General features: G+C 58.2%; 20 protein-coding genes. 9 read left to right on the plus strand and 11 right to left on the minus strand.

What is annotated here, in order from left to right; all coding sequences use genetic code 11:
• Window positions 1-26: 26 nt before the first annotated feature.
• From GQR90_RS16935 to GQR90_RS16940, 3 genes are all read right to left on the minus strand, one after another.
• Entirely contained in the window at window positions 27-1,199 is a 1,173-nt protein-coding gene (locus tag GQR90_RS16935) for a GGDEF domain-containing protein (protein ID WP_158775092.1), read from the minus strand.
• 342 nt (window positions 1,200-1,541) lie between these two features.
• Window positions 1,542-1,667, minus strand: coding sequence for a hypothetical protein (locus GQR90_RS17770; protein ID WP_267902036.1), 126 nt, complete (start codon window positions 1,665-1,667; stop codon window positions 1,542-1,544).
• A gap of 504 nt (window positions 1,668-2,171) precedes the next feature.
• Window positions 2,172-3,653, minus strand: coding sequence for an NCS1 family nucleobase:cation symporter-1 (locus GQR90_RS16940; RefSeq protein ID WP_158775093.1), 1,482 nt, complete (start codon window positions 3,651-3,653; stop codon window positions 2,172-2,174).
• Window positions 3,654-4,124: 471 nt separating this feature from the next.
• On the opposite strand from GQR90_RS16940, the gene GQR90_RS16945 reads away from it, so the two are divergent.
• Window positions 4,125-4,865, plus strand: coding sequence for an aspartate/glutamate racemase family protein (locus GQR90_RS16945; RefSeq protein WP_158775094.1), 741 nt, complete (start codon window positions 4,125-4,127; stop codon window positions 4,863-4,865).
• 128 nt (window positions 4,866-4,993) lie between these two features.
• Here GQR90_RS16945 and GQR90_RS16950 read toward each other — a convergent pair whose 3' ends face one another.
• The 3 genes from GQR90_RS16950 to metK all read right to left on the minus strand — a co-directional run bounded on the left by GQR90_RS16950 (window position 4,994) and on the right by metK (window position 8,488).
• Entirely contained in the window at window positions 4,994-6,265 is a 1,272-nt protein-coding gene (locus GQR90_RS16950; protein WP_158775095.1) for a cation:proton antiporter, read from the minus strand.
• A gap of 262 nt (window positions 6,266-6,527) precedes the next feature.
• Window positions 6,528-7,052 carry a YgjP-like metallopeptidase domain-containing protein gene (locus tag GQR90_RS16955; protein WP_158775096.1) on the minus strand — a complete coding sequence of 175 codons (525 nt, stop codon included), beginning with the start codon at window positions 7,050-7,052 and terminating at the stop codon, window positions 6,528-6,530.
• Between the two features lie 215 nt (window positions 7,053-7,267).
• On the minus strand, window positions 7,268-8,488 hold the full coding sequence (gene metK / locus GQR90_RS16960) for a methionine adenosyltransferase (protein WP_158775097.1): 1,221 nt from the start codon (window positions 8,486-8,488) through the stop codon (window positions 7,268-7,270).
• A 527-nt stretch (window positions 8,489-9,015) separates the two neighbouring features.
• Here metK and tkt point away from each other — a divergent pair.
• From tkt to GQR90_RS17000, 8 genes are all read left to right on the plus strand, one after another.
• Window positions 9,016-11,010, plus strand: a complete 1,995-nt coding sequence (gene tkt, locus GQR90_RS16965; protein WP_158775098.1) for a transketolase — start codon at window positions 9,016-9,018, stop codon at window positions 11,008-11,010.
• 521 nt (window positions 11,011-11,531) lie between these two features.
• Complete coding sequence (locus GQR90_RS16970) at window positions 11,532-12,692, plus strand: type I glyceraldehyde-3-phosphate dehydrogenase (protein WP_442778530.1); 1,161 nt, start codon at window positions 11,532-11,534, stop codon at window positions 12,690-12,692.
• Entirely contained in the window at window positions 12,689-13,852 is a 1,164-nt protein-coding gene (locus GQR90_RS16975; protein ID WP_158775100.1) for a phosphoglycerate kinase, read from the plus strand. Before GQR90_RS16970 ends, GQR90_RS16975 begins: the two co-directional genes overlap by 4 nt.
• A gap of 120 nt (window positions 13,853-13,972) precedes the next feature.
• Complete coding sequence (fba, locus tag GQR90_RS16980) at window positions 13,973-15,037, plus strand: class II fructose-bisphosphate aldolase (protein ID WP_158775101.1); 1,065 nt, start codon at window positions 13,973-13,975, stop codon at window positions 15,035-15,037.
• 199 nt (window positions 15,038-15,236) lie between these two features.
• Complete coding sequence (locus tag GQR90_RS16985) at window positions 15,237-15,611, plus strand: translation initiation factor Sui1 (protein ID WP_158775102.1); 375 nt, start codon at window positions 15,237-15,239, stop codon at window positions 15,609-15,611.
• Window positions 15,612-15,654: 43 nt separating this feature from the next.
• The gene (locus GQR90_RS16990) at window positions 15,655-16,167 is read left to right on the plus strand and encodes a YbaY family lipoprotein (RefSeq protein WP_158775103.1); all 513 of its coding nucleotides are present in this window, start codon (window positions 15,655-15,657) and stop codon (window positions 16,165-16,167) included.
• 103 nt (window positions 16,168-16,270) lie between these two features.
• Window positions 16,271-17,191, plus strand: coding sequence for a nuclease-related domain-containing protein (locus tag GQR90_RS16995; protein WP_158775104.1), 921 nt, complete (start codon window positions 16,271-16,273; stop codon window positions 17,189-17,191).
• Between the two features lie 184 nt (window positions 17,192-17,375).
• Entirely contained in the window at window positions 17,376-18,209 is an 834-nt protein-coding gene (locus GQR90_RS17000) for an ATP-grasp domain-containing protein (RefSeq protein ID WP_158775105.1), read from the plus strand.
• A gap of 134 nt (window positions 18,210-18,343) precedes the next feature.
• On the opposite strand, the gene GQR90_RS17005 is transcribed toward GQR90_RS17000, so the two are convergent.
• From GQR90_RS17005 to GQR90_RS17025, 5 genes are all read right to left on the minus strand, one after another.
• Window positions 18,344-20,095 carry a BCCT family transporter gene (locus GQR90_RS17005; protein WP_158775106.1) on the minus strand — a complete coding sequence of 584 codons (1,752 nt, stop codon included), beginning with the start codon at window positions 20,093-20,095 and terminating at the stop codon, window positions 18,344-18,346.
• A gap of 206 nt (window positions 20,096-20,301) precedes the next feature.
• Window positions 20,302-21,639: a deoxyguanosinetriphosphate triphosphohydrolase gene (locus GQR90_RS17010; RefSeq protein ID WP_158775107.1), complete on the minus strand. Its 1,338-nt coding sequence runs from the start codon at window positions 21,637-21,639 to the stop codon at window positions 20,302-20,304.
• Window positions 21,640-21,853: 214 nt separating this feature from the next.
• Window positions 21,854-23,263, minus strand: a complete 1,410-nt coding sequence (gene glnG / locus GQR90_RS17015) for a nitrogen regulation protein NR(I) (RefSeq protein WP_158775108.1) — start codon at window positions 23,261-23,263, stop codon at window positions 21,854-21,856.
• Window positions 23,260-24,339 carry a nitrogen regulation protein NR(II) gene (glnL, locus tag GQR90_RS17020; RefSeq protein ID WP_158775640.1) on the minus strand — a complete coding sequence of 360 codons (1,080 nt, stop codon included), beginning with the start codon at window positions 24,337-24,339 and terminating at the stop codon, window positions 23,260-23,262. Before glnL ends, glnG begins: the two co-directional genes overlap by 4 nt.
• A gap of 263 nt (window positions 24,340-24,602) precedes the next feature.
• The gene (locus GQR90_RS17025) at window positions 24,603-25,214 is read right to left on the minus strand and encodes a DUF4124 domain-containing protein (protein ID WP_158775109.1); all 612 of its coding nucleotides are present in this window, start codon (window positions 25,212-25,214) and stop codon (window positions 24,603-24,605) included.
• Window positions 25,215-25,274 lie beyond the last annotated feature (60 nt).

Raw genomic sequence — 25,274 nt, forward strand, 5'->3', positions numbered from 1 at the left:
GCGCGCATTCAAAGGATATCGGTAGCTCAGGCCTGACGATTGCTCAGGCCAGCCATCGCGCGGCGACGTGCGCGCTTCTGGCGATACATGCGGTCATCAGCGATATGAATCAGATCATCCACATCCACATCGCTCTGCAGCACGGGATCATGCGTTACACGCCCGATGCTGATATCGACCGGAAAGGCGATTCCCTCATGCAGGCGGCGCTCCTGCAAGCGACGCATCAACTGAGTCGCTGCCTGCTGACTGGCCATGTCACAGGCCCCTGGCATCACCACCAGAAATTCATCACCGCCCAAACGACAGGCCATGCCCTGATCACCTGCTGCCTGCGCCACGCCTTCTGCGACCAGCTGAATCAGATGGTCGCCCTCGGCATGCCCAAAGCTATCGTTGACGTGCTTGAGGCGATCGACATCCACAAACAGGATCGACAGGCATCGGCGCGCACGTGTGCTGTCGAGCAGTACCTGCTCGAAGAATTCGAGGCCAAAGCGACGATTGGGCAGGCTGGTGAGCAGATCATGATTAGCGCGGTACTCGAGCTCATGCTGTTGCGTCAGCAGCTGCTGATTGACGCGATTCAGTTCAGTGTTACGTCCTTCCAATGCGAGCCGCAACATGACCGTGCGCTGAAACGTGGAGGAGCGTGCATGCGCAAGTGCCGGCGCGATACACAGCGTCGTCATCAGATAGGCACCGCCCGCCCCGACCAGATCAGTCAATTGCAGTGGGCTCAGCCAAGTGAAGATGGGGATATAGCACACGATCAAGGGCAGACTACTGGCGAGCTGATAGCGCCAGCCCCATACCAGCCAAGCCGGCATGGCAATCAGCACACAGGTGGCAAAGCTCAGGTTCCAAAGCGACAGCGCGATGACGTTATCAATCATCGCAGCGCCAAAACAGAAGAAGAGATTGCTCGCTAGCGCCCCGAACAGCACGATGCTATCGGGGTTCTGTGGATTCCGTCGCAACAAGAAAACACACAGCAAACAGATCCCGATCAATAGGAAGCGTCCTGCCCATAAAAGCTGCCAGGCGTGCGGCACCTCGAAGTAATCGAAGAGCAGGAAGCAGGCTAGCCCGGCAATCGCAAACATGACAAAGGTGTAATTGAGTCGGGCACAAAACCGGCGAGACTCACTATCAGTGCCCAGATTACCTGGCGGCATAAGGTAGTCATGAAAAGGCATGGCGCATCCTCAGACAATAACTAGCGTTCTCTCATGCTACACCCCACGTAGAGATGCCTCTATCTCAGTGTTGACTAGTTTGTTAACGCTACTGCACGGCCCTGGAGATTCTTGGCATGAACGACAATACCCCGGCGAAAGGGCCGAGGGGGTATCAGGCACGAGGCTGAGTCAATGTGGCATTCCCCGCCAATATCTCGCGAAGTTCCCATGCCGGCCTATCGCCTGCATGCCACTCATGTGCCAGCAGATGCGCGACGCTACCGCATTGGAGAAGTCACCGACTGTCGAGACGACACGGTAACGATAAGGCCACCACACAACATGGTGGCCATCTCATGCTCAATGAATTGAAGAAGTGCTGCCAGGATTCTTGGCCGTCTTGGCCGTCTTGGCCGCTTTCTTCTCTTTTGCTGTTAAAAGTGGCTTCTTTTTTGTCGCTTTTTTACTGTCTTGGCCTTTACTCATGATATTTCCCTTCTGAGATGAATTCTAAGCTGAAGTCAGTATTGTCCAATCTCATGGCCGAGATGACACAGTAAAGCTACAGACTGAGGCACTACGATTCAGTATGGCCCCAAGAGTACGCGATAGATAGGGATAGATGATATTGTCTGGAAAATAAAATCCTTGGGTCTATAAAACCAAATAATCTTCTTCCCTGATAATTTGACTACAACAAATCAATGCCACAAGAAATATTACTATCGATATTACCGGATGTTCATACCAACTCCAATATTTACACGATGAATCCATAGACATGATGCCTTATGGATTATTGAATACTAAATACTGATATTATTGTTCTACTGCTGAGACTACTGCTGAGACTACTGCTTCCGCTTAGTCCTTCATCCCAGATCGCCCAAGGACTACAACGCCCCGGTACTCCTGTCGAGAGCAGCGGGGCGTTGCGTCTTTTCAGTTGTGGCTCAACATTCACTCACGACTCGATTTTCAGCCAGGCATTCAATATGCCTTGCGGCGTGAGGTCGTTGGCACGTAGATACGCGCAGAGGCCGCATCTCCCAGCCAGTAGCCAGAGAAGATGCCATAAAGCCCCGCTGCCATCAGGCCGCCAATGAACAACGTGAAGTGTGTGATATCTCCAAGCGGCATGAAGCTGATGATCAATGTCACGGTGGATGACGCAAGTAGCGCCTTGACCGCTGCCACATTGACACCCTTCTCGAAGAAGTAATCCCCTTGCGCACTTTCCGTGAACAGGGCGCGCGTATTGATATTCCCCTTGTGGATCAGATAATGGTCAAACAGGATCACTCCATAGACGGGCCCGATGGCGGCCGCGAGGATACCCACTGTGTACTGAATGATCTCGGGATTGTTGAACAGATTCCACGGTGTGATGAAGATGGAACCAATGGCCGCTATCATGCCCCCCATTCGCCAGCTGATACGCGAGGGGGCCACATTGGAGAAATCAAAGGCTGGCGAGACGAAGTTGGCCACGATATTGATGCCGATGGTCGCCAGTACCAGGGTCAGAATGCCCAGCGCTGCTGCCACACCATTGTCGATGCGCGCCACGGTCTCCATCGGGTCATGCAGCATCTCACCGAAGATGGGCTGTGTGCCGGACACCACGACGACGGTGATGATGGCAAACAACAGGAAGTTGACTGGCAGGCCCCAGAAGTTGCCACGCTTCACGTCCCCGGGCGTCGCGCAATAGCGCGAGAAATCGCCAAAGTTGAGCGTCGGCCCAGCGAAGTAGCCCGCCACCAATGCCGCCGCGATCACCATCTGCCAAAGCGCTTCACTGCCGGACAGTGTCTTGCTCCCCAGTGTGAAACTGATGTTTTCCCAGCCGGCCTGCCAGACGATCCAACCTGCCAACGCGAACATCACCACATAGACTGCGGGGCCTGCGAAGTCGATGAAGCGGCGTACGGCATTCATGCCCCACCAGAACACCAACGCCTGCAGCACCCACATGAAGAGGAAGCAGTACCATCCCAGCGTAGAGAGGCCGAAATACTGAACCTCGGTCAACCCTTCCAGCGACGGCACATAACGCAGCAGCACCAGCATCAGTGCATGTGCGGCCAGATATGTCTGGATGCCGTACCACACCACCGCGATCAGGCCACGGATGATCGCGGGAATGTTGGCGCCGTAGATACCGAAAGACTGACGACAGACCACCGGGAAAGGAACACCGGTCAGCTGACTGGGGCGCGAGATCAGATTGGCAAACACCTGCACAATGAGAATTCCCACCAGCATCGCGACCAGTATCTGCCAACTCGCCAAGCCCAGAGTAAACAGGCTGGCCGCAAACACGTAGCCACCGACACTGTGCACATCGGACATCCAGAACGAGAAGATGTTGTACCAGTTCCAGTTCTGATCGCAAGGCGCGAGGTCCTCGTTGATCAGTCGCTTGCTGGCCTCGGGCAGATCAGCGCTTGGGGTGGTCTGGCGTGTCATTGTCGTCTCCAGAGTGGGCCTTTCCCGAGGCGACATGTCTCGGAATGCCTCCCACCTTTCAACAAGCGTGCCAGTGAAACACTTGTTGCTGACTTTCAATCCATAATGCTTTCTCGCACCCTCACCATCCGATCGTCTTTGCCTGGCGGAGACGCGAATCATGAGGAATCCCCAGTAACGACGCACCATTGATGGCTGATCGATCAGGAGTCTGCACCATTGACGAGCAGAGTTCAGGGTGCCGGAAAGGGCCCTCTGCCTTGTCGCGACGTCAGTGGATAGGGGAGTGATTGATGAGGCGAACATACATGATGAAACGAACGTTTCTTTGCTGATGGGCTCCGGGCTGGCACGAAAGCTGCTGGTGCTGGTGGTCATTCGCGGTCAGGCATTCCCGACTTGTCAGTCCCTTCCAGCGCGTGTCATTCGCCTCATTCATCAGGCCAGACACGCCCAGACGAGAACTTCAGCATGCTGCGTCTCAAGGTCATCAACCCCAATACCAGTCACACCATGAGCCAGCAGATGGCCGAGCGCCTGATGCAGCAACTGCCAGAGGATGTAAAGCTGGAGGTGCTGACTGCCGAACATGGCGCCCCAAGCATCGAGACAGCCGTTGAGGAGGCCATGGCCGTCATCGCGCTACTTGCGCTGATCAGTCAGGACAGAGCTGGCCTGCTGGAGACGCCTCCCGCCGATGGCTACCTGCTGGCCTGCTTCGGAGATCCCGGGCTGGAAGCCGCGCGGGAGCTGAGCCCCGTACCGGTATTGGGTATCGCACAGGCAGCCATGCACATGGCGGCACTTTCGGTGCCTCCTTTTGCCATCGTCACCAGCATGGCCAGTACGCTGCCGATGTCGCATCAGCTATTGGAGCGCTACGCGATGCGCTCGCTCTGCTCCACGGTACTGGCGTGCGAGGTGCCGGTAATGACGCTCTCGCAGGCACAGACACCTCCTCCCGCCTTGCTGGAAAGCTGTGAATCCGCTCGGGCCAGCGGTGCTAGAAGTCTGGTGTTGGGGTGCGCTGCGATGGGGCCATTGCGCGACGCCATCGCAGCCAAGATCAAGCTGCCGGTCATCGATCCGATGCTGGCGGGACGTGATCTGCTGCTGACCCTGATGCGTCAGCCTGGTGCTCGCTCAGATAATCTCGTCTCGGAACACAAGCCGCTGAGCGGCATTTTCGCCTCAGGGCTGAGCAGGCTGTAACCCCGCAATGCCAGAGCCTCCAAAGGCCTGAACCACAACGCCCCGACACTCCTGTGAAGGGGCATCGGGGCGTTGCGTCTTTTCAGTCATGGTTCGACTTCCAACCACGGCTCATTGTTCATCTAGGGCTAATGCTTTTCTTCCTGCGACTCCGCCTGAGAACGATCGCCGACGATGACTTTCACCAGTTTGCCGATGCTCAAGCCCTGCACCAGAATCGAGAACAACACGATGATGTAGGTCGTCACCACCAGCGGTTCACGGAATTCGCCTTCAGGAATCGCCAACGCCAGTGCGACCGAGATACCCCCTCGCAGGCCGCCCCAGGTCAGCACTCGAGTGGTGCCCTTGCGGAAGGTATACCAGCGACGCAGGATGCTCAGCGGCACACCGATGATGATCAGGCGAGACAGCAGGATGACAGCCACCAATGTCAGCGCGATACCAATCGCGGTCAGACTGATCGGCATCAGGACCAGCTCGAGGCCAATCAACACGAACAGCACGGCATTGAGAATCTCATCGATCAACTCCCAGAAGCCGTCAAGATAACGGCGTGTGTTATCCGACATCGCTCCAGCACGCGCCATGTTGCCGATGATGAGTCCCGCCACCACCATCGCGATGGGACCAGACACATGAAGAGCAGAAGAGAGCGCGTAACCCCCGAGAACCAGCGCCAGACTCAGCATCACCTCAACCTGATACTGATCAATGCTGCGCATCAACTGATAGACAAGCCACCCCAGCACCAGCCCCATCAGAATACCGCCGCCCGCTTCTTCGACAAACAACAGGCCCATGTGGCCCAGATCAATCTCACCATTACCGGTAGAGGCGGTAGCGAGCAATGCGGTGAACAGCACCACCGCCACGCCATCATTGAAGAGTGATTCACCGACGATGCGAATCTCCATATCCGATGGCGCCCCCGCACTGCGCATGATGCCGAGCACCGCAATGGGGTCCGTGGGCGAGATGAGTGCTCCAAAGACCAGGCAGTAAAGATAGGGCACCTCGATGCTCGCCCACTGAAACAGCCACCAAGCCGCCGAACCGATCACTATCGTCGAGACCAGCACACCCAGCGTTGCGAGCAAGCCAATGGAGCGGCGATAGGCTTTCAGCCGAGAGAGATCAACATGCAGTGCACCGGCAAACAGCAGGAAGGACAGCATGCCGTCCATCAACAGGCTGTTGAAGTTGATCCGCGACAACCAGTCTTCAGCGCTATCCGCGACAGCGGTGGTAATCGCAAAGTGATCCAGCCCGATGACCACCAGAGACAGCACCAATCCGATGGCCATCACGCCAATGGTGGGCGGCAGTCGTAGCACCCGCTGGTTGAACCACATGCACACGGCAGTGATGGTAATGAACAGTGCGGCGAGATTAAGCATCCAAATGCGTTCCTTTGTGGTGATGCTGCCAGCACGCACAGCATAGTCATTCCATGGTACTGGGAAATGGCCTGGGCCACTTGGTCTTCTGTGGCATCGCTCCTGCCAGCGCCCAGGCCCCGTGATAGTGAAATCCCGAACGAGGGCCTCTCAAGCAGATGACGAAGCCAAGCTGAATCAGCTAAAGGCTATACAACTATCACCCGTCCTCTATTTCAGGAATAAAGACGCAAGAAGAGTGAACTCATCTTGGACAGGCAATTTACCAAAGATCTCCAAAACGATCTCGATGGCATAAGTAAAGGCGCAGATCGAACTCGAGCTGATGATAGTCCGGCTCCATATAACAACACAGCTTATAGAACGCCTTGTCATGTGACTTCTCACGCAGATGTGCTAATTCATGCACGACGATCATTTTTAGCAATGGTTCAGGAATACGTCGGAATAAAGAAGAAATTCGAATTTCATTCTTGGCTTTGAGCTTATTACCCTGCACTCGAGAAACGAATGTATGCAATCCCAGTGCATTGTTAATCACGTGAATCTTGTCATCGTAAATCACTTTGCTAATAGGCGCAGAGCTACGCATGAACTGATTTTTCAATGCCATCGTATACTCATACAGCGGACGAGTACCGTTAATGCCATGGACCTCAGGGTATCGCTTCAGAAAAAAGTCAGCCGTCTTTTCTGCCTCCAGCAAGTCATGAGCTTGCTGCTGAAGCTGCGGGCTATAGGCATTGAGATAACGTAAATCAGGTGCCTTCTGGCCACTCTGGCTCATAGTATCTTTCCTGGAACACGACATTGGAAAAAATTTCTCACCTACCTGAGTGCGGTACCGGTACCGCTCGCTCATACGCGCACCCCGACTGACGGTGCCTGAAAACACGAAAACCCGCCGTGGCGGGTTTTCGTGTGTCTGATACTCATGAGTCATTGACACAGAATGTCTACGCAGACTCATGAGCACCATGGCCTATCATGGCAACGCGACCTTTACAGGCCAGCGGCCGCCTTGAGGGCATCAGCACGATCGATCTTTTCCCACGGGAAGGCGGTAAAGGTTTCGGTCTTCTGCTCGCCACTCACGTCAGTCCAGCTGTAACTGTGCTCGAAAGGCTCACGACCGAAGTGCCCGTAGGCTGCCGTCAGCTGGTACATCGGGTGCGCTAGATCCAGCATGGTGGTAATGGCATACGGACGCAGGTCGAAGTGCTCACGTACCAGCTCAACGATCTTGGCATCGCTGATCTTGCCAGTGCCGAAGGTGTTGATCGCGACGGACGTCGGTTCTGCCACACCGATAGCGTAGGAGATCTGGATCTCGCACTTGTCAGCCAAGCCGCTGGCGACAATGTTCTTGGCCACGTAACGGCCGGCATAGGCAGCGCTGCGATCGACCTTGGACGGGTCCTTGCCAGAGAAGGCACCGCCACCATGACGCGCCATGCCGCCGTAGGTATCAACGATGATCTTGCGACCGGTCAGACCACAATCGCCCACCGGGCCACCGATCACGAAGTTACCTGTCGGGTTGATGTGGTACTGGGTCGTCTCGGTCAGCCATTCAGCCGGCAATACCTGCTCGATGATTTCACGCTTGACCATCGCACGCAGATCTTCCTGAGATACGTCCGGATCGTGCTGAGTCGAGAGGACGACCGCTTCAACGGAGATCGGCTTGCCGGCTTCGTTGTAACGGAAAGTGACCTGGCTCTTCGCATCAGGACGCAGCCACGGCAGCATGCCGTTCTTGCGCAGTTCAGCCTGACGCTCCACAAGACGGTGGGCGTAGTGGATCGGCGCCGGCATGTAGGATTCGGTCTCGTTGGTGGCATAGCCGAACATCAGGCCCTGATCACCCGCGCCCTGATCTTCCGGTTTGCTGCGGTCAACGCCTTGGGCGATGTCAACGCTCTGCTTGCCGATCAGGTTCAGGACACCACAGGTCGCGCCGTCGAAGCCGACGTCGGAAGAGGTGTAGCCGATATCGGTGATGACTCGACGTACCAGCTCCTCGAGATCCACCCACGCAGTGGTGGAAATCTCGCCGGCCACGATGGCAACGCCCGTCTTGACGAGCGTTTCACACGCAACGCGTGCCTGCTTGTCGCGTGCGATGATGGCATCGAGCACGGCGTCGGAAATCTGATCAGCAATCTTGTCCGGATGACCTTCAGACACTGACTCGGATGTGAAGAGTGAGTATTCGCTCATTGGTCCTCGACCCTCTTTTCGGATGCGGGGATGATTCGGCCACTGACGGCAGATTGCTGCTTGAGACCGAGTAGAAACACGCTTGCGGCGCACGATGAGGCTTGGCTCAGATGGCTTGGCCTCGGGGTGGCGAGTTTACACGCCACTTATGTGAGTGCCTAGCGCCATGAGCCACCTACGGCGGTCATATCGAGACCTTTTTGCGACAAGGTCATACCTAGTGGCTGGCTCAGGGCTGGCTCAAGTCAAAGTCTGTGCTTTGCGTGGCAGTCATCATCACTGCCAATACCTCTATATACCTCTTATGAACCTCCCTACGGGCGGAATGAGGTTTGCCGCGCCCTGTCATCTCGGTGACAATGCTCATTCGGAGATAACGCTCGGGCACTTGTCCGTGCGTCACAAGGTTCACGCGACGCCTCTGTCTTTCCCAGCGCGCACAGTCCTTCACGACGTCATGCGCCCTCAGCAGATCGCCGTGATTCATTGCCCCCACTCTTGACGCCCCGCAGGCGAGGAGCTACTGCATGCCTTCCCGTTTTGACCTGGCCAACGCCATCCGTGCACTTTCCATGGACGCCGTTCAGAAAGCCAAGTCTGGCCACCCCGGCGCCCCCATGGGCATGGCCGACATCGCTGAAGTGCTCTGGAACGATCACCTCAAGCACAATCCGGCCAACCCGAACTGGGCCGACCGTGACCGCTTCGTGCTGTCCAATGGCCACGGCTCCATGCTGCTCTACTCGCTGTTGCACCTCACGGGTTACCAGCTGAGCCTTGAAGATCTGCAAAACTTCCGCCAGCTACACTCCAAGACTGCTGGGCATCCGGAATACGGCTACGCGCCGGGCATCGAGACCACTACTGGCCCATTGGGTCAGGGCCTGGCCAATGCGGTGGGCATGGCGATTGCCGAGAAGACACTGGCGGCGCAGTTCAACCGTCCGGGTCATAACATCGTCGATCACACTACCTGGTGCTTCCTGGGTGATGGCTGCCTGATGGAAGGTATCTCCCACGAAGTCAGCTCATTGGCCGGCACCCTGGGTCTGGGCAAGCTGATCGCGCTGTATGACGACAACGGTATCTCCATCGATGGCGAAGTCGAAGGCTGGTTCACCGACGATACCGCCAAGCGCTTTGAAGCGTACGGCTGGCATGTCGTGGCTAACGTTGATGGCCACAAGCCGGAAGAGATCAATGCCGCCATCGCGCTGGCCAAGAGCCACGACGACAAGCCGAGCCTGATCATCTGCAAGACCGTGATCGGCTTTGGCGCACCCAACAAGGAAGGCACCGAGGCTTGTCACGGCGCGCCGTTGGGCGATGACGAAGTCGCCGCCACCCGCAAGAAGCTGGGCTGGACTCACGCTCCCTTCCATATTCCGGAAGACATCTACCACGGCTGGGATGCCAGCGAGCGCGGCACCAAGCTCGAGAGCGAGTGGGACACCCGCTTTGTCCGCTATCAGGAAGCGCACCCGGAACTGGCCGCCGAGTACACACGTCGTCTGGCCGGCAAGCTGCCGCATAACCTGACCAGTGAGAAGATGATCGAAGACGCCCAGGCCGCCGGCGATAGCCCCGCGACCCGCAAGGCGTCCTTCGAGTGCTTAAACCAACTGGGCCCGCAGCTGCCGGAACTGCTCGGCGGTAGCGCTGACCTGGCACCGTCCAACCTGACCTTCTGGAAGGGTGCCAAGGCTATCACCCACGATGATTTCAGCGGCAACTACCTGCACTACGGGGTACGTGAGTTCGGCATGGGCGCGATCATGAACGGTGCTGGCCTGCACGGCGGCTTCATTCCGTACGGCGCGACCTTCCTGATCTTCATGGAATACATGCGCAATGCCGTACGCATGGCCGCATTGATCGGTCAGCAGGTTATCTACGTCTTCACCCACGACTCCATCGGTCTGGGCGAAGATGGTCCGACCCACCAACCGATCGAGCAGCTGACCAGCCTGCGCACCACGCCGAACCTGTCCACCTGGCGCCCGGCGGATGCTGTGGAAACCGCCGCCGCATGGGATGCGGCCATCAAGCGTCATTCCGGCCCGACCGCGCTGATCCTGTCGCGTCAGAACCTGCCGCACCAGAATCGTGACAAGGCGCAGCTGGCCAACATCGGTCGTGGCGGTTACGTACTGAAAGATGCCGCCAACGGCCAACCGGAACTGATCCTGATCGCGACGGGCTCTGAAGTCGGCCTCGCGATGGATGCTGCCGCTGAGCTGGAAACCGCCGGTCGTGCCGTGCGTGTCGTCTCCATGCCGGCCACCGATCTGTTCGATGCCCAGGACATGGAATATCGCGAATCCGTGCTGCCGTCCTCCGTCACTGCACGTGTGGCGATCGAGGCCGGTCATCGTGACTTCTGGTTCAAGTACGTCGGCCTGAACGGCGATATCGTCGGCATGGAGACCTTCGGGGAATCCGCACCGGCGGGAGACCTGTTCAAGCACTTCGGCTTCACCGTCGAGAATGTTGTCGAGCGTGCCAGCAAGCTACTGGGCTGATACCCCAATAGAAAGTCAGCGCTAGAATATTGGGGCTTGAACATCAGTGCCAGTATCACAGCGCTATCGACGCCGCTGTCTCCCGCAAGGGGGCAGCGGCGTTTTGCTGTGCTCTCTCCCCATTTCCATCGTGGGGGCGTTGCTGCCTTGTGCGTTGCGGCACGTCTTGAGGTGAGTTTCATGGCAGGCTCAATCTCCGCCTCCTCGATAAGGGCCTCCTGGATTCCCGCTGGGTCATGTGGAAAGTGTCGCCTGTAGTCAACGCCCATTCGACCTGGCGATACCGGGTGACACGATTCAACCAGCGTGAGCATTCAGCTTGCGGCGATTTTCGTCTCCCGCGACACTCTCTGGCCCGACTACACAACTGGCCAATATCAGTAGTCTAACTACCCGTCGTTAGACGAAAAAACCCATAAATCAGGCGCTTGCGCACGTCTCGTGCCCCCCGCCCACCAATGCGATGCGCTACCATGAACCCCCTACGAGAAGAACATCACGACACACGACACGAGACACACTTGAGCCACGACAGCCCTCTGAAGACATCAACGTCTGCCTCGGAATCGAAGCAGCGCCAACAGCGGGAAAACGCCCCACTGCGTATCGCCATCAATGGCTACGGGCGTATCGGTCAATGTGTGCTCAGGGCACTGGTCGAGCGTGAAGCGCGCGGCGAGTCTCTGCCACTGGAGGTCGTGGCGATCAACGAGCTGTCGGACCTCGATACCATCACCTATCTGACGCGTTACGACACGACTCACGGCCGCTTCCCCGGCACGGTAGAGCAGTGTGATGGACAGCTGGTAGTCAACGGCCACGCCATCACCATCTTGTCTGAGGCAGATCCCGACTATTTGCCGTGGCAGGCACTGGGGATTGATCTGGTGCTGGAGTGCTCCGGTAGCTTCAAGGATCGCGCCACTGCCGAGCGTCATCTGGCAGCAGGCGCAGGTCGCCTGCTGTTTTCACAGCCAGGCGATACCGATGCTGATGTAGACGCCACCATCGTATGCGGCATCAATCAATCTGCACTGTGCGCGGGGCTGAGCATCGTCTCCGCTGCCTCCTGCACGACCAACTGCCTGATCCCGGTATTGACCGTATTGGAGCAGGCTTTCGGGCTGGAGCGTGGTGTGACCACCACAGTGCACTCAGCGATGAATGATCAACCAGTGATCGATGCCTACCACCAGACTGACTTGCGTCTGACGCGCTCAGCGATGGGCTCGATCGTGCCGGTGGATACCGGACTGGCCAAGGGTATCAATCGCTTGATGCCGCATCTTGAGGGTCGTTTTGAGTGCCTTCATCTACGCGTGCCAACCATCAACGTCTCGTGCATGGACATGTCGATTGAAGTGAAGCGTGATGTGACGGCGGAAGAGGTCAATGCCTTGCTGCGCACCGCCTGTGCCGAGCGTCTTTGTGGGCTGATAGGGTTGAGCGAGGAGCCAACGGCATCCATCGACTTCAACCACGATCCGCGCTCGGGTATCGTGGACACGACCCAGACCCGCGTTGCCGGCGACCGCCTGATCAAGTTGCTGTGCTGGTTCGACAACGAATGGGGCTTTGCCAATCGCATGCTGGATGTCGCCACACACTGGCACGCCTGCGATTCAATGCCTCGGGCGACGGGAGATCTCCCCACTGATTCACGACCAAGGAACCCGTCATGAACGTGAAAACGATGACTGCTCTCGACCTGTCCGGTAAGCGTGTCCTGATCCGCGAAGACCTCAATGTCCCGATTCGCGACGGCAAGGTGAGCAGCGATGCCCGTATCCGTGCCAGCCTGCCGACCATCAAGGCAGCCCGCGATGCTGGTGCACGCGTCATGCTGATGAGTCATCTGGGGCGCCCGACCGAAGGCCAGCCGGAAGACCAGTTTTCGCTTGCACCGGTCGCGGCGCATCTAGGCAAGCTGCTCGGTAGCCCAGTCCGCCTGATCAGCGATTATCTCGATTCCGCACCGGACATTGCTGATGGCGAAGTGGTACTGCTCGAAAACGTGCGCTTCAACGTCGGTGAAGGCAAGGATGAAGAAGCGCTGTCTCGCGCCTATGCATCACTTTGCGATATCTACGTGATGGACGCCTTCGGTACCGCACACCGCGCCCAGGCCTCAACTCACGGCGTCGCCCGCTTCGCACCGGCTGCCTGCGCTGGCCCGCTACTGGCAGCAGAGCTTGAAGCCCTCGAGAAAGCTTTGGCGGCACCACGCGCGCCGATGGTCGCCATCGTCGGCGGCTCCAAGGTATCCACCAAGCTGGAAGTGCTCAAGGCACTGTCTGACAAGTGCCACCAGCTGATCGTCGGCGGTGGCATCGCCAACACCTTCATTGCAGCGGCCGGCTACAACGTCGGCAAGTCGCTCTACGAGGCTGACCTGCTCGATACCGCACGCGCACTGATGGATAAGGTAGAGATTCCGCTGCCGACCGATGTCGTGGTCGCCACCGAATTCTCTGACAAGGCAGAAGCGATCGTACGCGCGGTCTCTGACGTACGTGACGACGAGATGATTCTGGATATTGGCCCGGACACCGCGTCTCGTTTCGGCGCGCTGCTCAAGGGTGCCGGCACCATTCTGTGGAATGGTCCGGTCGGCGTGTTCGAGATCGAGCAGTTCGCCAATGGCACCGAGAAGCTGGCCTACGCCATCGCCGAGAGCGACGCCTTCTCGATTGCCGGTGGCGGTGACACCCTGGCGGCCATCGACAAGTACGACGTCGAGTCTCGCGTGTCCTACATTTCTACCGGTGGTGGCGCTTTCCTCGAATACGTGGAAGGCAAGGTACTGCCGGCCGTTGCGGCATTGGAAGCCGCAGCAAGCTGAACCCGTCTGTGTCCTCATCGGCGCAGGCAATAGAGTCACGGCCACAAGGTCGCCCCTCGTCAATTGACGGGGGGCACCCGACGCTTCTCCACTCGATTCCTCAAAAAGACAGGTGAGATCATGGCATTGATCAGCATGCGCCAGATGTTGGACCACGCAGCCGAGTACGGATACGGCATCCCGGCGTTCAACGTCAACAACCTCGAGCAGATGCGCGCCATCATGGAAGCCGCCGATCACACCGATTCTCCGGTGATCGTTCAGGCTTCCGCCGGTGCACGCAAATACGCTGGCGCACCGTTCCTCCGGCACTTGATTCTGGCTGCCATCGAGGAATTCCCGCACATCCCGGTCGTCATGCACCAGGATCACGGCACCTCCCCGGCGATCTGTCAGCGCTCCATCCAGCTGGGCTTCAGCTCAGTGATGATGGACGGCTCGCTGGGAGAAGATGGCAAGACTCCGGCTAGTTACGAATACAATGTCGACGTGACCCGTCGCACCGTCGAGATGGCGCACGCCTGTGGTGTGTCAGTCGAAGGCGAACTGGGTTGCCTCGGCTCGCTGGAAACCGGCATGGCCGGTGAAGAAGATGGCGTCGGCGCAGAAGGCATCCTGGATCACGAGCAGATGCTGACCAACCCGGAAGAAGCTGCTGACTTCGTCAAGAAGACGCATGTCGATGCACTGGCGATCGCGATTGGTACCTCTCATGGTGCCTACAAGTTCACCAAGCCGCCGACAGGTGACACCCTGTCTATCCAGCGCATCAAGGAAATTCACGCCCGCATTCCGGAGACGCACCTGGTCATGCACGGCTCTTCCTCCGTGCCACAGGAATGGTTGGAAATCATCAACGAATACGGTGGCAAGATTCCGGAAACCTACGGCGTGCCGGTCGACGAGATTGTCGAAGGCATCAAGCACGGCGTGCGCAAGATCAATGTCGATACTGACCTGCGTCTGGCCTCTACCGGCTCTATCCGTCGCTTCATGGCACAGAACCCGTCCGAATTCGACCCGCGCAAGTATCTGAGCGAGTCCGTGAAGGCCATGCGCGACATCTGTATCGCGCGTTATGAAGCCTTCGGTGCCGCCGGTCACGGCAGCAAGATCAAGCCGATCAATCTCGAGCAGATGTTCGAGCGTTACGCCCGTGGCGAGCTGGACCCGAAGATCAACTGATCTTCCTACGCCCACAGATGAAACCCTGAAAAGGCGACCCGATAGGGTCGCCTTTTTTTATCTTCATATACTGGAATACTGACGATCACATGGGGCCAGATACTCGCTGCCTGGTACCTGCGCAGGTATCCTTATATTAACGGCATACGGCACACACGCCGCCGGCCACTCGTTTATCGTCAATATCTCAGGAGTCATCATGGCCTCGCTCAAGGATCAGCTATCCGGGCTTGTCTATTCCACCGAACATGGCGCAACCTGCCCTGAGTGCCGCCGCGCGGAGGCAGAGTGCGAGTGTGCTGATCTGGCCGAACGTGAACGGCTGGAAAATCTGGATGGCGTGGTACGCATTCGCCGTGAAACCAGTGGCCGCAAGGGTAAGGGTGTTACCACCGTGACGGGTATTCCGCTCGCCGAGAAGGAACTCAAGACGCTCGCCAAGACTCTCAAGCAGCGATGCGGTACCGGCGGTAGTCTCAAGGACGGCATCGTGGAGATTCAGGGCGATCATCGCGATACGCTCAAAGCCGAACTCGCTCGACTGGGCTATACCGTCAAGTTGGCCGGCGGCTGAGTCATATAAGCCATCTTTTTCAAGAGCCTCAAAAGGGACTTACATGCCGCATTCCGATACACAACGCCATTCTTGCTCGGCGTGCAGTCGCGCGCCAGGTCGTGCTACCCGCGCCATCCCTGTTCGCGCCATCTCTGTTCGCGCTATCACCCTCACGGCGCTGCTGGCCGGCGTATTGGGATTGAGTGGCTGCATGACAGGCCCCGACTTCACGCAGATGGATGCACGCGTGGTGCCACAGCAGGCCTTCACGGCGCCAGCGGATGCCCAGCTTGAAGTACGCTTGGTGGATGTCTCGAAGGCGGATACTCCTGCCGGTCTGATTGCCAGCACACGCTACGGTGGCCTACGACAGGGGCCCTTCCCTGTCAGCCTGCAGTACGATCGCAATGCCATCGAAGACGGTCATCGCTATGCACTACAGGCGGATGTGCGCAGCGAGGGACAGCTTTACTGGATCAATGACACGGCCGTACCGGTATTCGAAGGCAACAGTGCGCGTGATAACGTGACTGAAGTTCCCATCATGCCGCTACCTCGTGCACTTGGGCACTGAGGCGGCGCGTTCGGCTCTGACGCTCGATCCGACAGCTCTCAATCCGACATACGCGACGGCGTGCGCTAGACGCCGACGCCCCTCTAGCGGGTAGGACAACATCATGCAATGGCTGGAATATCTGCTCCCCGTCTTCTTTCTGACCCCATTGGGCGCCATCGCGCTGGTGGTGTTGGGCATGCGTGGCCTGCATGAGCGGCGCATCCAGTCACCACTGACTCGCCGCCAGCTGCGCGAGCCGGGCCAGAGCCTGCGTGATCGTCTGGATGCCGCCTTTCAAGCGTTGTTTCTTGATGGCGCGCTGGGGCCGTTGATCACCCTGAGTCCACTGGTCTACGGCATGGGTCGCATGGTCTTCGGCGAGCATCAAAACTGGCTGGAGTGGTCTGGCTACGGACTGGCCTGTGCGCTGTTCGTGCTGATCTTTGCGCTGCGCCTGACGCGTCACTTCCAGCGTATCCGCAAGCTCAAGCTGGGTCTCGCTTGCGAGCTGTCCATCGGACAGGAGCTGGACCAGCTGATTCGTCCGGAACAGTTGAGTAGCGTGGTCTATCACGACGTACCCGCTGACGGCTTCCATATTGACCATCTGGTGGTAACACCGGCCGGCGCTTACGCGATTCGTACCAAGGCCCGCTCACGTTCACTGGATGCCCTGGGCGTGATCAAGAATGAGGTCAAGTTGAAGGATGGTCGCCTGTATTTCCCGGGTAGCCGCGAACGCAAGCCGCTGCGCGAGACGCGTATTGCCCGCGACTGGACCGCCGCCTGGCTGAAGCGCGAATGTGGCGTCGACGTCCCGGTCCATGGCGTGCTGGCACTGCCCGGCTGGCAGATCATCCCGCAAGGTGAGCAGCGTAAGGGCGACCCTGATGTCGTCAACGGCGAGGGGCTGGCCAAGTGGCTGAGTACCCGCTGCATGTCACCCGAGGCCGATTGTCCAGTACTGGATGAGTCTCTCAAACGGCGTATCAATGAGGCAATTCTTGATCGCGTACAGGCCGAACGTCTTGCCAACACGTAGCACAAAAGACGTGTCAACGAGACAGACGGTGAGGCTGCACCTGAGACAGTGACGCCACTCTCCTCACCCGTCGCCCGATAAAGGCTTGCCAAGGCGTCCGGCGCGGCATTAAATACGCGCCGGTCCAGCTCTGGCACCCTTAACGCGCTATCGCAATGATGGCGCTCTTGGCGACATATCTCGCATGAAACTCATCACCTTCGACGCTTTTCGCACTCTCGGTATTCCCGGCGTTCGCTATATCAAGCCGGAGCGCATGCTAGACCATCTCGATGAGATCCGCGCGGCCGACATCCTGTTATTCCCCGAGTACTGGCAGATCACTACGCTGGTCTATGGCCTGGGGAAACGTATCTTCCCGAGCCTGCCCAGCTACGCGATCGGCCACGATAAGGTCGAGCAGACGCGTGTCTTTCAAGCCATCTGTCCCGACAACGTCCCGGCGACCGAAATTCGTGGGGCGAGCCGTCAGTCGATGGATGATATCGAGGCGCGCTTCGGCTACCCGCTGATCGTCAAGGAAGTGAAGAGCGCGATGGGTATCGGTGTCAAACTGATCACCTGTCGCGCTGAGCTGGAAGCGCATGCCATAGATCACCCAGTACTGTATGCCCAGCCACGACTCGATATCGACCGCGATCTGCGCATCGTCGTGGTCGGTGGGGAAGTCATCACGGCTTACTGGCGCGTCACGCCACTGGGAGGCTATCGCTCCAATATCAGCCAGGGTGGTGAGACGGCTTACGACAATATTCCGGGTCCCGCTATTGCGCTGGCACTGCGCCTGGCGAAGACACTAGGCGTCGATCATGCCGGCTTCGATATCGCGATGGTTGACGGATGTCCTATCGTATTCGAGTTCAATCGGCTGTTCGGCAATCAGGGTATCGTCGATAGTTCACGCCGAATCGGGGCAGCCATCAGTCGCTATCTCGCCCTAGAGAGTAGCGATAGTGATCCGATGCCGCCGATGATAAGCCCGCAAGCATCGCCCACACCTTGCCTCGAAGTCGCCTGAGCACCGCTTGTACAGCCGCATTGCATACCACGCCTGATCGCCTTGCTTCACTTTCCAACGCTCAGCGCTACTGTCAAAAGCCAAAAAAGCCGCCCCAGTGGGCGGCTTTTCAATACGTCACGACTGGCTATCGATCACAACCGTGAAGGACGGCTATGCGGGTCGCCTTCAATATGGTTCTTCGGCGGATCCTGCAGCGGCTTGCCAGCAGCCGGAACATCACCTTCCTCTATCTCCCAGCTACCGGCCTCGCTCCAGGGATCATCTGCCGGGAACTCCTCGATATTGATCTCCTTCACTGAATAGTCCGGCTGATAGCGTAGATCATAATGTGCCGCACGTACGACGGAGATGCACAGCAGCAGCGCTACCAGCAGTAGCGGGACACCGCCGATGATCGAAGCGGTCTGCAAGGTATCCAGTCCGCCGACAAACATCAGCACGATGGGCATGAACGACAGTGCGAAGGCCCAGAACAGACGATTCCAGCGCATCGGCTCTTCATCCACTTCCTTCTGCACCACGGCAGCGAGAATGTAGGAGATGGAGTCGAAGGTGGTGGCCGTGAAGATCAGTGCCAACAGAGTGAAGGCAAAGATCACCAGGTAATCCAACGGCAGCGTATGCAGCATCGCGAAGATAGCCGCCGTCGGACTCTGTTCATTCAGAATACTCACCACATCCAGTATTCCCGATAGCTGCAGGTACAGTCCGTAGTTACCCAACACCATGAAGAACAGGAAGCAGCCCATGGTGCCGAAGAACATCGAACCCGCCACCATCCCACGGATGGTACGCCCGCGCGAAATGCGAGCGATGAACAGGCCAACACTCGGTGCGAATACCAGCCACCATGCCCAGTAGAAGATCGTCCAGTCTTGCGGGAAGTGCGTATTCTCGAAACCCTTGAATTCGCTAAACGGTTCCGTCCAGGTCGCCATGTGGATGAGATTGCTCATCACGCGTCCCAACGCGTCCAGCCCGGTATTAGCCATGAACAGGGTGGGTCCGGCAATGAAGACGAACAGCAGCAGACCGATAGCCAACCAGAAATTGATGTCGGAGAGCAGTTTGATGCCTTTCTTGAGCCCCACGTAGGCGCTATAGCCAAATAGCGCCGTGCACACCAACAACACGATAACCTGCGTGGTCAGCGACTTGGGCACGCCGAATAGCTCATGTACCCCTTCGTTGATCATCGGTGCCGCCAGACCCAGTGTGGTTGCACCGCCGCCGAGCATACCGAAGATGAAGCTGATATCGACCAGCTTGCCCAACCACCCCCGCGCCAGCTTCTCGCCCAGCACTGGCATCAGCGCTTCAGAGATCTTCAGCACACTGTGGTGGCGTACATAGTAGAAATAGGCGATAGGGACGGCAGGAATCAGATAGATAGCCCACGCCAGTGGCCCCCAGTGGAAGATGCCATAGGCAGCGGCCCATTCAGCGGCTTCCGGTGTCTGGCCCTCGATGTGGAACGGCGGTGACTGGTAGTAGTAGACCCACTCGATCATCGACCAGTAGAGAATCGAGGCTCCGATGCCCGCGCAGAACAGCATGGCCGCCCAGGACACCATCGAGAACTCAGGCTTCTCTTCCGGCTCGCCAAGTTTAATCTGTCCGATATCGCTGAAGATGATGTAGACCATGAAGCCGCCTGCACCAACCCCCATCATCAGGTACAACACGCCGAGCTTGCTGGTGACGAAGTCCTTGGCTGCCGCTACCCACAGCGCACCTTGCTCGGGGAAGACAAGTAGCGGTACGGTCACTGCCAGCAGCAAAAGGATAGAACCGAAGAAGGTCGGCTTGTCGATCATGTCGAACGAATTTCGCACGCCTCCCTCGGAAGAGGCAGAAGAGGTCTTGGCCGGTTTCGTACTCATGAATAAGCCTCGGTTATAATTTTTATTCCTCCATGATTGTCGCGCCATCATGGATTGTCGAAGGCAGCGTTGCGCCGCTCTTCGTATAATTCTAGTACAACACTTTGATAGTTTTAGTAAAGTTAATTCAACGGCGACTTGCTGCATATTTACATGGCATCGCGCCACAACCGCACCACGATGCCATCTGACTTCAAGTGCGGACGTCAATCCCCCCGCAGACGACCACCCATTTCCTGTGCCAGATCAACGGCGAAGTGATCCGTCATGCCACCGATAAAATCGAGCATGCGTCGATAGCTGCGATAGAGATCCCAGTCACGCGTGGGAGTATTTTCACCGATCAACGCCAGCACCCGCTCATGCTTGAAGCTGGAGCGTCCAGTGGTATGCAGCTCATGCGCCGCACCGATAAAGGCCTCGAGTAGAATACCTAGCGTGGTATAGGCGCCGATTTCCAGCTTGGCCTTACGCTCATTGCGAAAGATTTTCTGACGCGCCAGATTCTTGGCTTCACGCACACCCCAGCCAAGATCAGGATGACAGAGGTCCAGCAGGTCCTCACTGAGCGTACCCGCAAGCAGCTCATGCTCGTGCAGCACGAAGGCCTCAGCGACATCTTTCACGGCGCGCTCCATCGCCGCCCCTCGCAGTGCGGCTACCTTGCGTCGCTGAGACGTGCCTCTAGCTTCCATCTCGGCATACTCACGCGGTTCACCGCCACTGATGCCTGTCAGTATGTCGAATACCTCCGTGAACTGGAGAATGCCCATCTCGAGGCCGTCTTCCAGATCCAGCAGCGCGTAGCAGATGTCATCTGCCGCCTCGACCAGCCATGCCAACGGGTGACGGCACCAGCGTCCATCGGCACGTGCTATCAGCCCACAGCGCTCTGCAACGCCATCCAGCAGCTCTCGCTCACTCTGATAGCAACCGAACTTGCCACCAGCGGTGGCGTGTTCCACCGTCCATGGGTACTTGAGCAGTGTGCCCAATGTGGCCGCTGTCAGGCGCATGCCACCATGAAACTGGTTGTACTCAATCTGGGTGACGATACGAAAACCCTGCGCATTGCCTTCATAGGTGAGCAGGTCGGCGCGCTCGGTCTCACTGAGCCCGGTGAGGCGTCCGTGACCGCTGGCAGCTTCGGCAGCGAACCAGTCACGAATGGCATACTCTCCCGCATGGCCGAAGGGCGGATTACCGATGTCGTGCCCAAGGCACGCCGTCTGCACAATCACGCCGAGGTCGGCTGGCGTGATCCATTCAGGCAGGCGCGCGTGCAGCTTCTCACCGACCATCATGCCCAATGAACGCCCGACACAGCCGACTTCCAGGGAGTGAGTCAGACGGGTATGGATATGATCATTATCGGTCAGCGGATGTACCTGGGTCTTGCGTCCCAAGCGACGGAACGAGCCGGCGAACACGATGCGGTCATGGTCCTTGTGGAAAGGTGTACGCCCCATCTCACGTGGCGCGGTACCCGGCGCATCGTGCAGACGACTCGGCTCCAGCAGGCGTTCCCAGTTCATTGGTGACATCAAAAGACTCCTTGGCGATCGCCCGAGCAAGACAGCGAAAGCAGACGACAGAGGGCAAGCACGCGCATAAAAAAAGAGGACAGGGGATTGTGGCACCCTGTCCTCTTGCTCTCCAGCTTCCCTCTCACCCTGCCTCGGCCAATCATGACCGAGGCAGGAGCGAGGCAGGAGCGATGCACGAACACGGCACGACAATGGCGCGCCTCTGAAGCGGTCAGTCTTCCGCCAGTGCAGGCAACAGCACCTTGAGCTTGCGCGTCAGGGTATTGCGTCCCCAGCCCAGTAATTCTGCGGCTTCGCCCTTGCGTCCGCCGGTGTGCTTGAGCGCCGTCTCGATCAGGATGCGCTCGAAGTCCGGCACGGCCTCTTCCAGCAGATGGGTATGGCCAGCCGCCAGAGCACGGTCCGCCCACTCACGGAAGGCCCCCCGCCAATCGCCCGACGCGGCCTCGGTGCCGCTGGCGTCACGCAGCTCCGGCGGCAAGTCTTCCACCATCACCTCACGCCCAGAGGCCATCACTGTCAGCCAGCGACAGGTGTTCTCGAGCTGACGCACGTTGCCGGGCCAATCGAAGCGTGTGAGGTGCTTCTCGGCCGCCTCAGTCAATATCTTGGGCTCCGTCGAGAGTTCACGTCCAGCTTCACCGAGGAAGTGGCTCATCAGGCGTGGAATGTCTTCACGGCGCTCCGACAAGCGCGGCAGATGCACGCGAATGACATTCAGGCGGTGAAAGAGATCTTCACGGAAGCGACCATCTTCCACCAGCCGCTCCAGATGCTGGTGCGTCGCGGCGATGATACGCACGTCAACCTTGACCGGCGTGACACCGCCCACACGATAGAACTCGCCATCGGCCAGCACACGCAACAGACGTGTCTGGGTCTCGGCGGGCATGTCGCCAATCTCATCGAGAAACAGCGTGCCGCCATCAGCCTGTTCGAAGCGCCCACGCCGGAGTGCCGTGGCCCCGGTGAAAGACCCCTTTTCGTGACCAAACAGCTCGGATTCCATCAGGTCTTTCGGAATCGCCGCCATATTGAGTGCGATAAAGGGTTTAGTCGTGCGCGGCGAGTGCTGATGCAATGCCTGTGCAACTCGCTCCTTGCCGGTGCCGGACTCACCATTGATCAGCACGGTGATATGCGACTGGGACAGACGGCCAATGGCGCGAAACACCTCCTGCATGGCCGGCGCTTCACCGATGATCTCCTTGGTGAGACCTGCCGGCACGGCGACGGGTGCCTTGGATTCGCGTGAGTGCGCCACGGCGCGACGTACCAATGCCAACGCCTCATCCACATCGAAGGGTTTGGGCAGGTATTCAAAAGCCCCGCCCTGATAAGAGGCAACGGCACTGTCGAGGTCGGAGTGTGCCGTCATCACGATCACCGGCAAGTCGGGATACTGCTCACGCACACGCGCCATCAGGTCGAGGCCATCGATACCCGGCATGCGGATATCGGTCACCAGTACATCAGGGCACTGACGCATGATGCTGGCTTGCGCCAGGTCAGCACGCTCAAAGCACTCCACTTCCAGGTCGGGGTGGGCCAACGCGCGCTCCAGCACCCAGCGGATGGCGCGATCGTCATCAACAATACAGACACGGGCAGTCTCGCTCATGTGTGATCTCCAGAAGTGCCGGCAAGCGGGATAAGTAGGCGGAATTCGGTATGGCCGGGGCGCGAGTCACATTCGATCAGCCCCTGATGCTGGTGCAGGATGCCTTGGGCTATCGATAACCCAAGACCTGAGCCTTCGGCACGCCCCGAGACCATCGGATAGAACAGCGTCTCACGCAGGATCTCGGGGATTCCGGGGCCGTTATCAATGATGGCCAGCTCACAGACCAATCGATGGCGCTCGTGGCCCAGCGTGAACTGACGACGCGCCCGAGTGCGCAGCGTAATCTCGTAATGTGAAGCTTCCCCGTCAGCCAGCCCCTCGGGCTGCTGCTCATTGAGCGCCTGGGTCGCATTGCGCGCGATGTTGAGTACCGCCTGAATCAGCTGCCCCTCATCACCGATCACCTCGGGAAGACTCGGGTCATAATCCGCCACCATGGTGATGCTGTTGCCTTCGGCCAGCAGCAGCGAACGCACACGCTCGGTGACAGCATGAATATTGACTGGCGCCTGCAAGGGAGGACGGTTCGGGCCCAACATGCGATCGACCAGATCACGTAGACGGTCGACCTCCTCGATGATGATCCGCGTGAACTCCACCATCTGGGGCTCAGGCAGATCGCGCTCCAGCAGCTGAGCAGCGCCACGAATGCCCCCCAGCGGATTCTTGACCTCATGGGCCAGCCCGCGCGTCAGCACCTTGACGGCTTCCTGCCGCGCAATCAGTGCCTCTTCACGCGAAATCTGCATCAGACGATCACGCGGCTCTATCTCGACCAGCAGCTCATCGCGGCTGATCGGGGTCGCCGTGAAGTCGACCGTCAGTACCTCATTGGCCACATTGACGATTTCGGCTTCACGTTGGGTGTAGGGGTGCTGCTCATCAAGCGCCTTGCGCAAGACCTTGATAGGGTCGGCATCCATACCCGTCAGATGCTCTGGCGTGTGGCCCTTGACGCGCACCAGACTGACCGCCAGCAATGTCTCTGCCGCCGGGTTCATCCATACCACTCGCAGCTGTGCATCCAGCACCACTACAGCAGTATTGAGGTGTTCGAGCAGTCGTTGATGCATGAGTTTATTCGCCATTCGCGGTACGTCTCCCTGTTCTGCAATAACCGCGCCAGTCTGGTGCAGGTGCCGTGTGTGTGGCATCCGATGCTGTGCACGTCATATCACACCTCACCCATTGCATCATTATGGTGCACCCATGAGATGGACTGCCATGTCCGCCATAATTTTACCTGCACATCCGTCAGCGATGCTGACTCCCAAAAAATGAAAAAGCCGCCCGAAGGCGGCCTGTCGATATTCATGCTAATTGACGCGAGCACCAATCAGCCCCCGCTATTCGCAGGATTGTTGGGGTTGCGCGGCAGATTGACACTGGCACGCTGCACATAGATGACGCGTGGCTCACTGGTCTGACGGACGCGACCTGAGGCATCCAATAACTCAGCCTGAATGACATGCTTGCCTCGCGCCAGTGCAGGCACCATGAACACACTGCTGTTCATTGCCGACTGCGACGGTGCACCATCGACGGTCACGCGTACCTTGTCCCCCGGCCGCAATGCTGGCTCGATACCAAGACGCACGGCCAGGTTTCCGGCCTGACCAGTAGGCAAGGTTTCCTCATTGGCGGGGCTCTGTATGGCAAAGCGAGTATAGCCCCGGAAGCGCACATCCACCGCTGGCGCCACGCGGGTCCGCGAGGAAGACGACTCGGATGATGGCGCGACACGCGCAGACGATGAACGCGGTACACCAGACGACTCTGCAGACGGCACGACGCTCAGTGGTGTCAGCTTCACCTTGCTACCTCCAGCAGGCTGATCACTGAACACGACATTGCCATTGGCATCCACATGACGGTAGACCTGAGCCGCCTGAACCTCGAATGACACACTTGGCAATACCAGCAACAACGCCAGTAACAGGCAGCCCATTGGGCCGCTCATTACTTGAGTGCGCGCGAGCGAGTCTGATAACGATCTATGTTCAGTCGC

Origin of the sequence: Cobetia sp. L2A1, from assembly GCF_009796845.1 — a bacterium.
Classification (GTDB): Bacteria; Pseudomonadota; Gammaproteobacteria; order Pseudomonadales; family Halomonadaceae; genus Cobetia.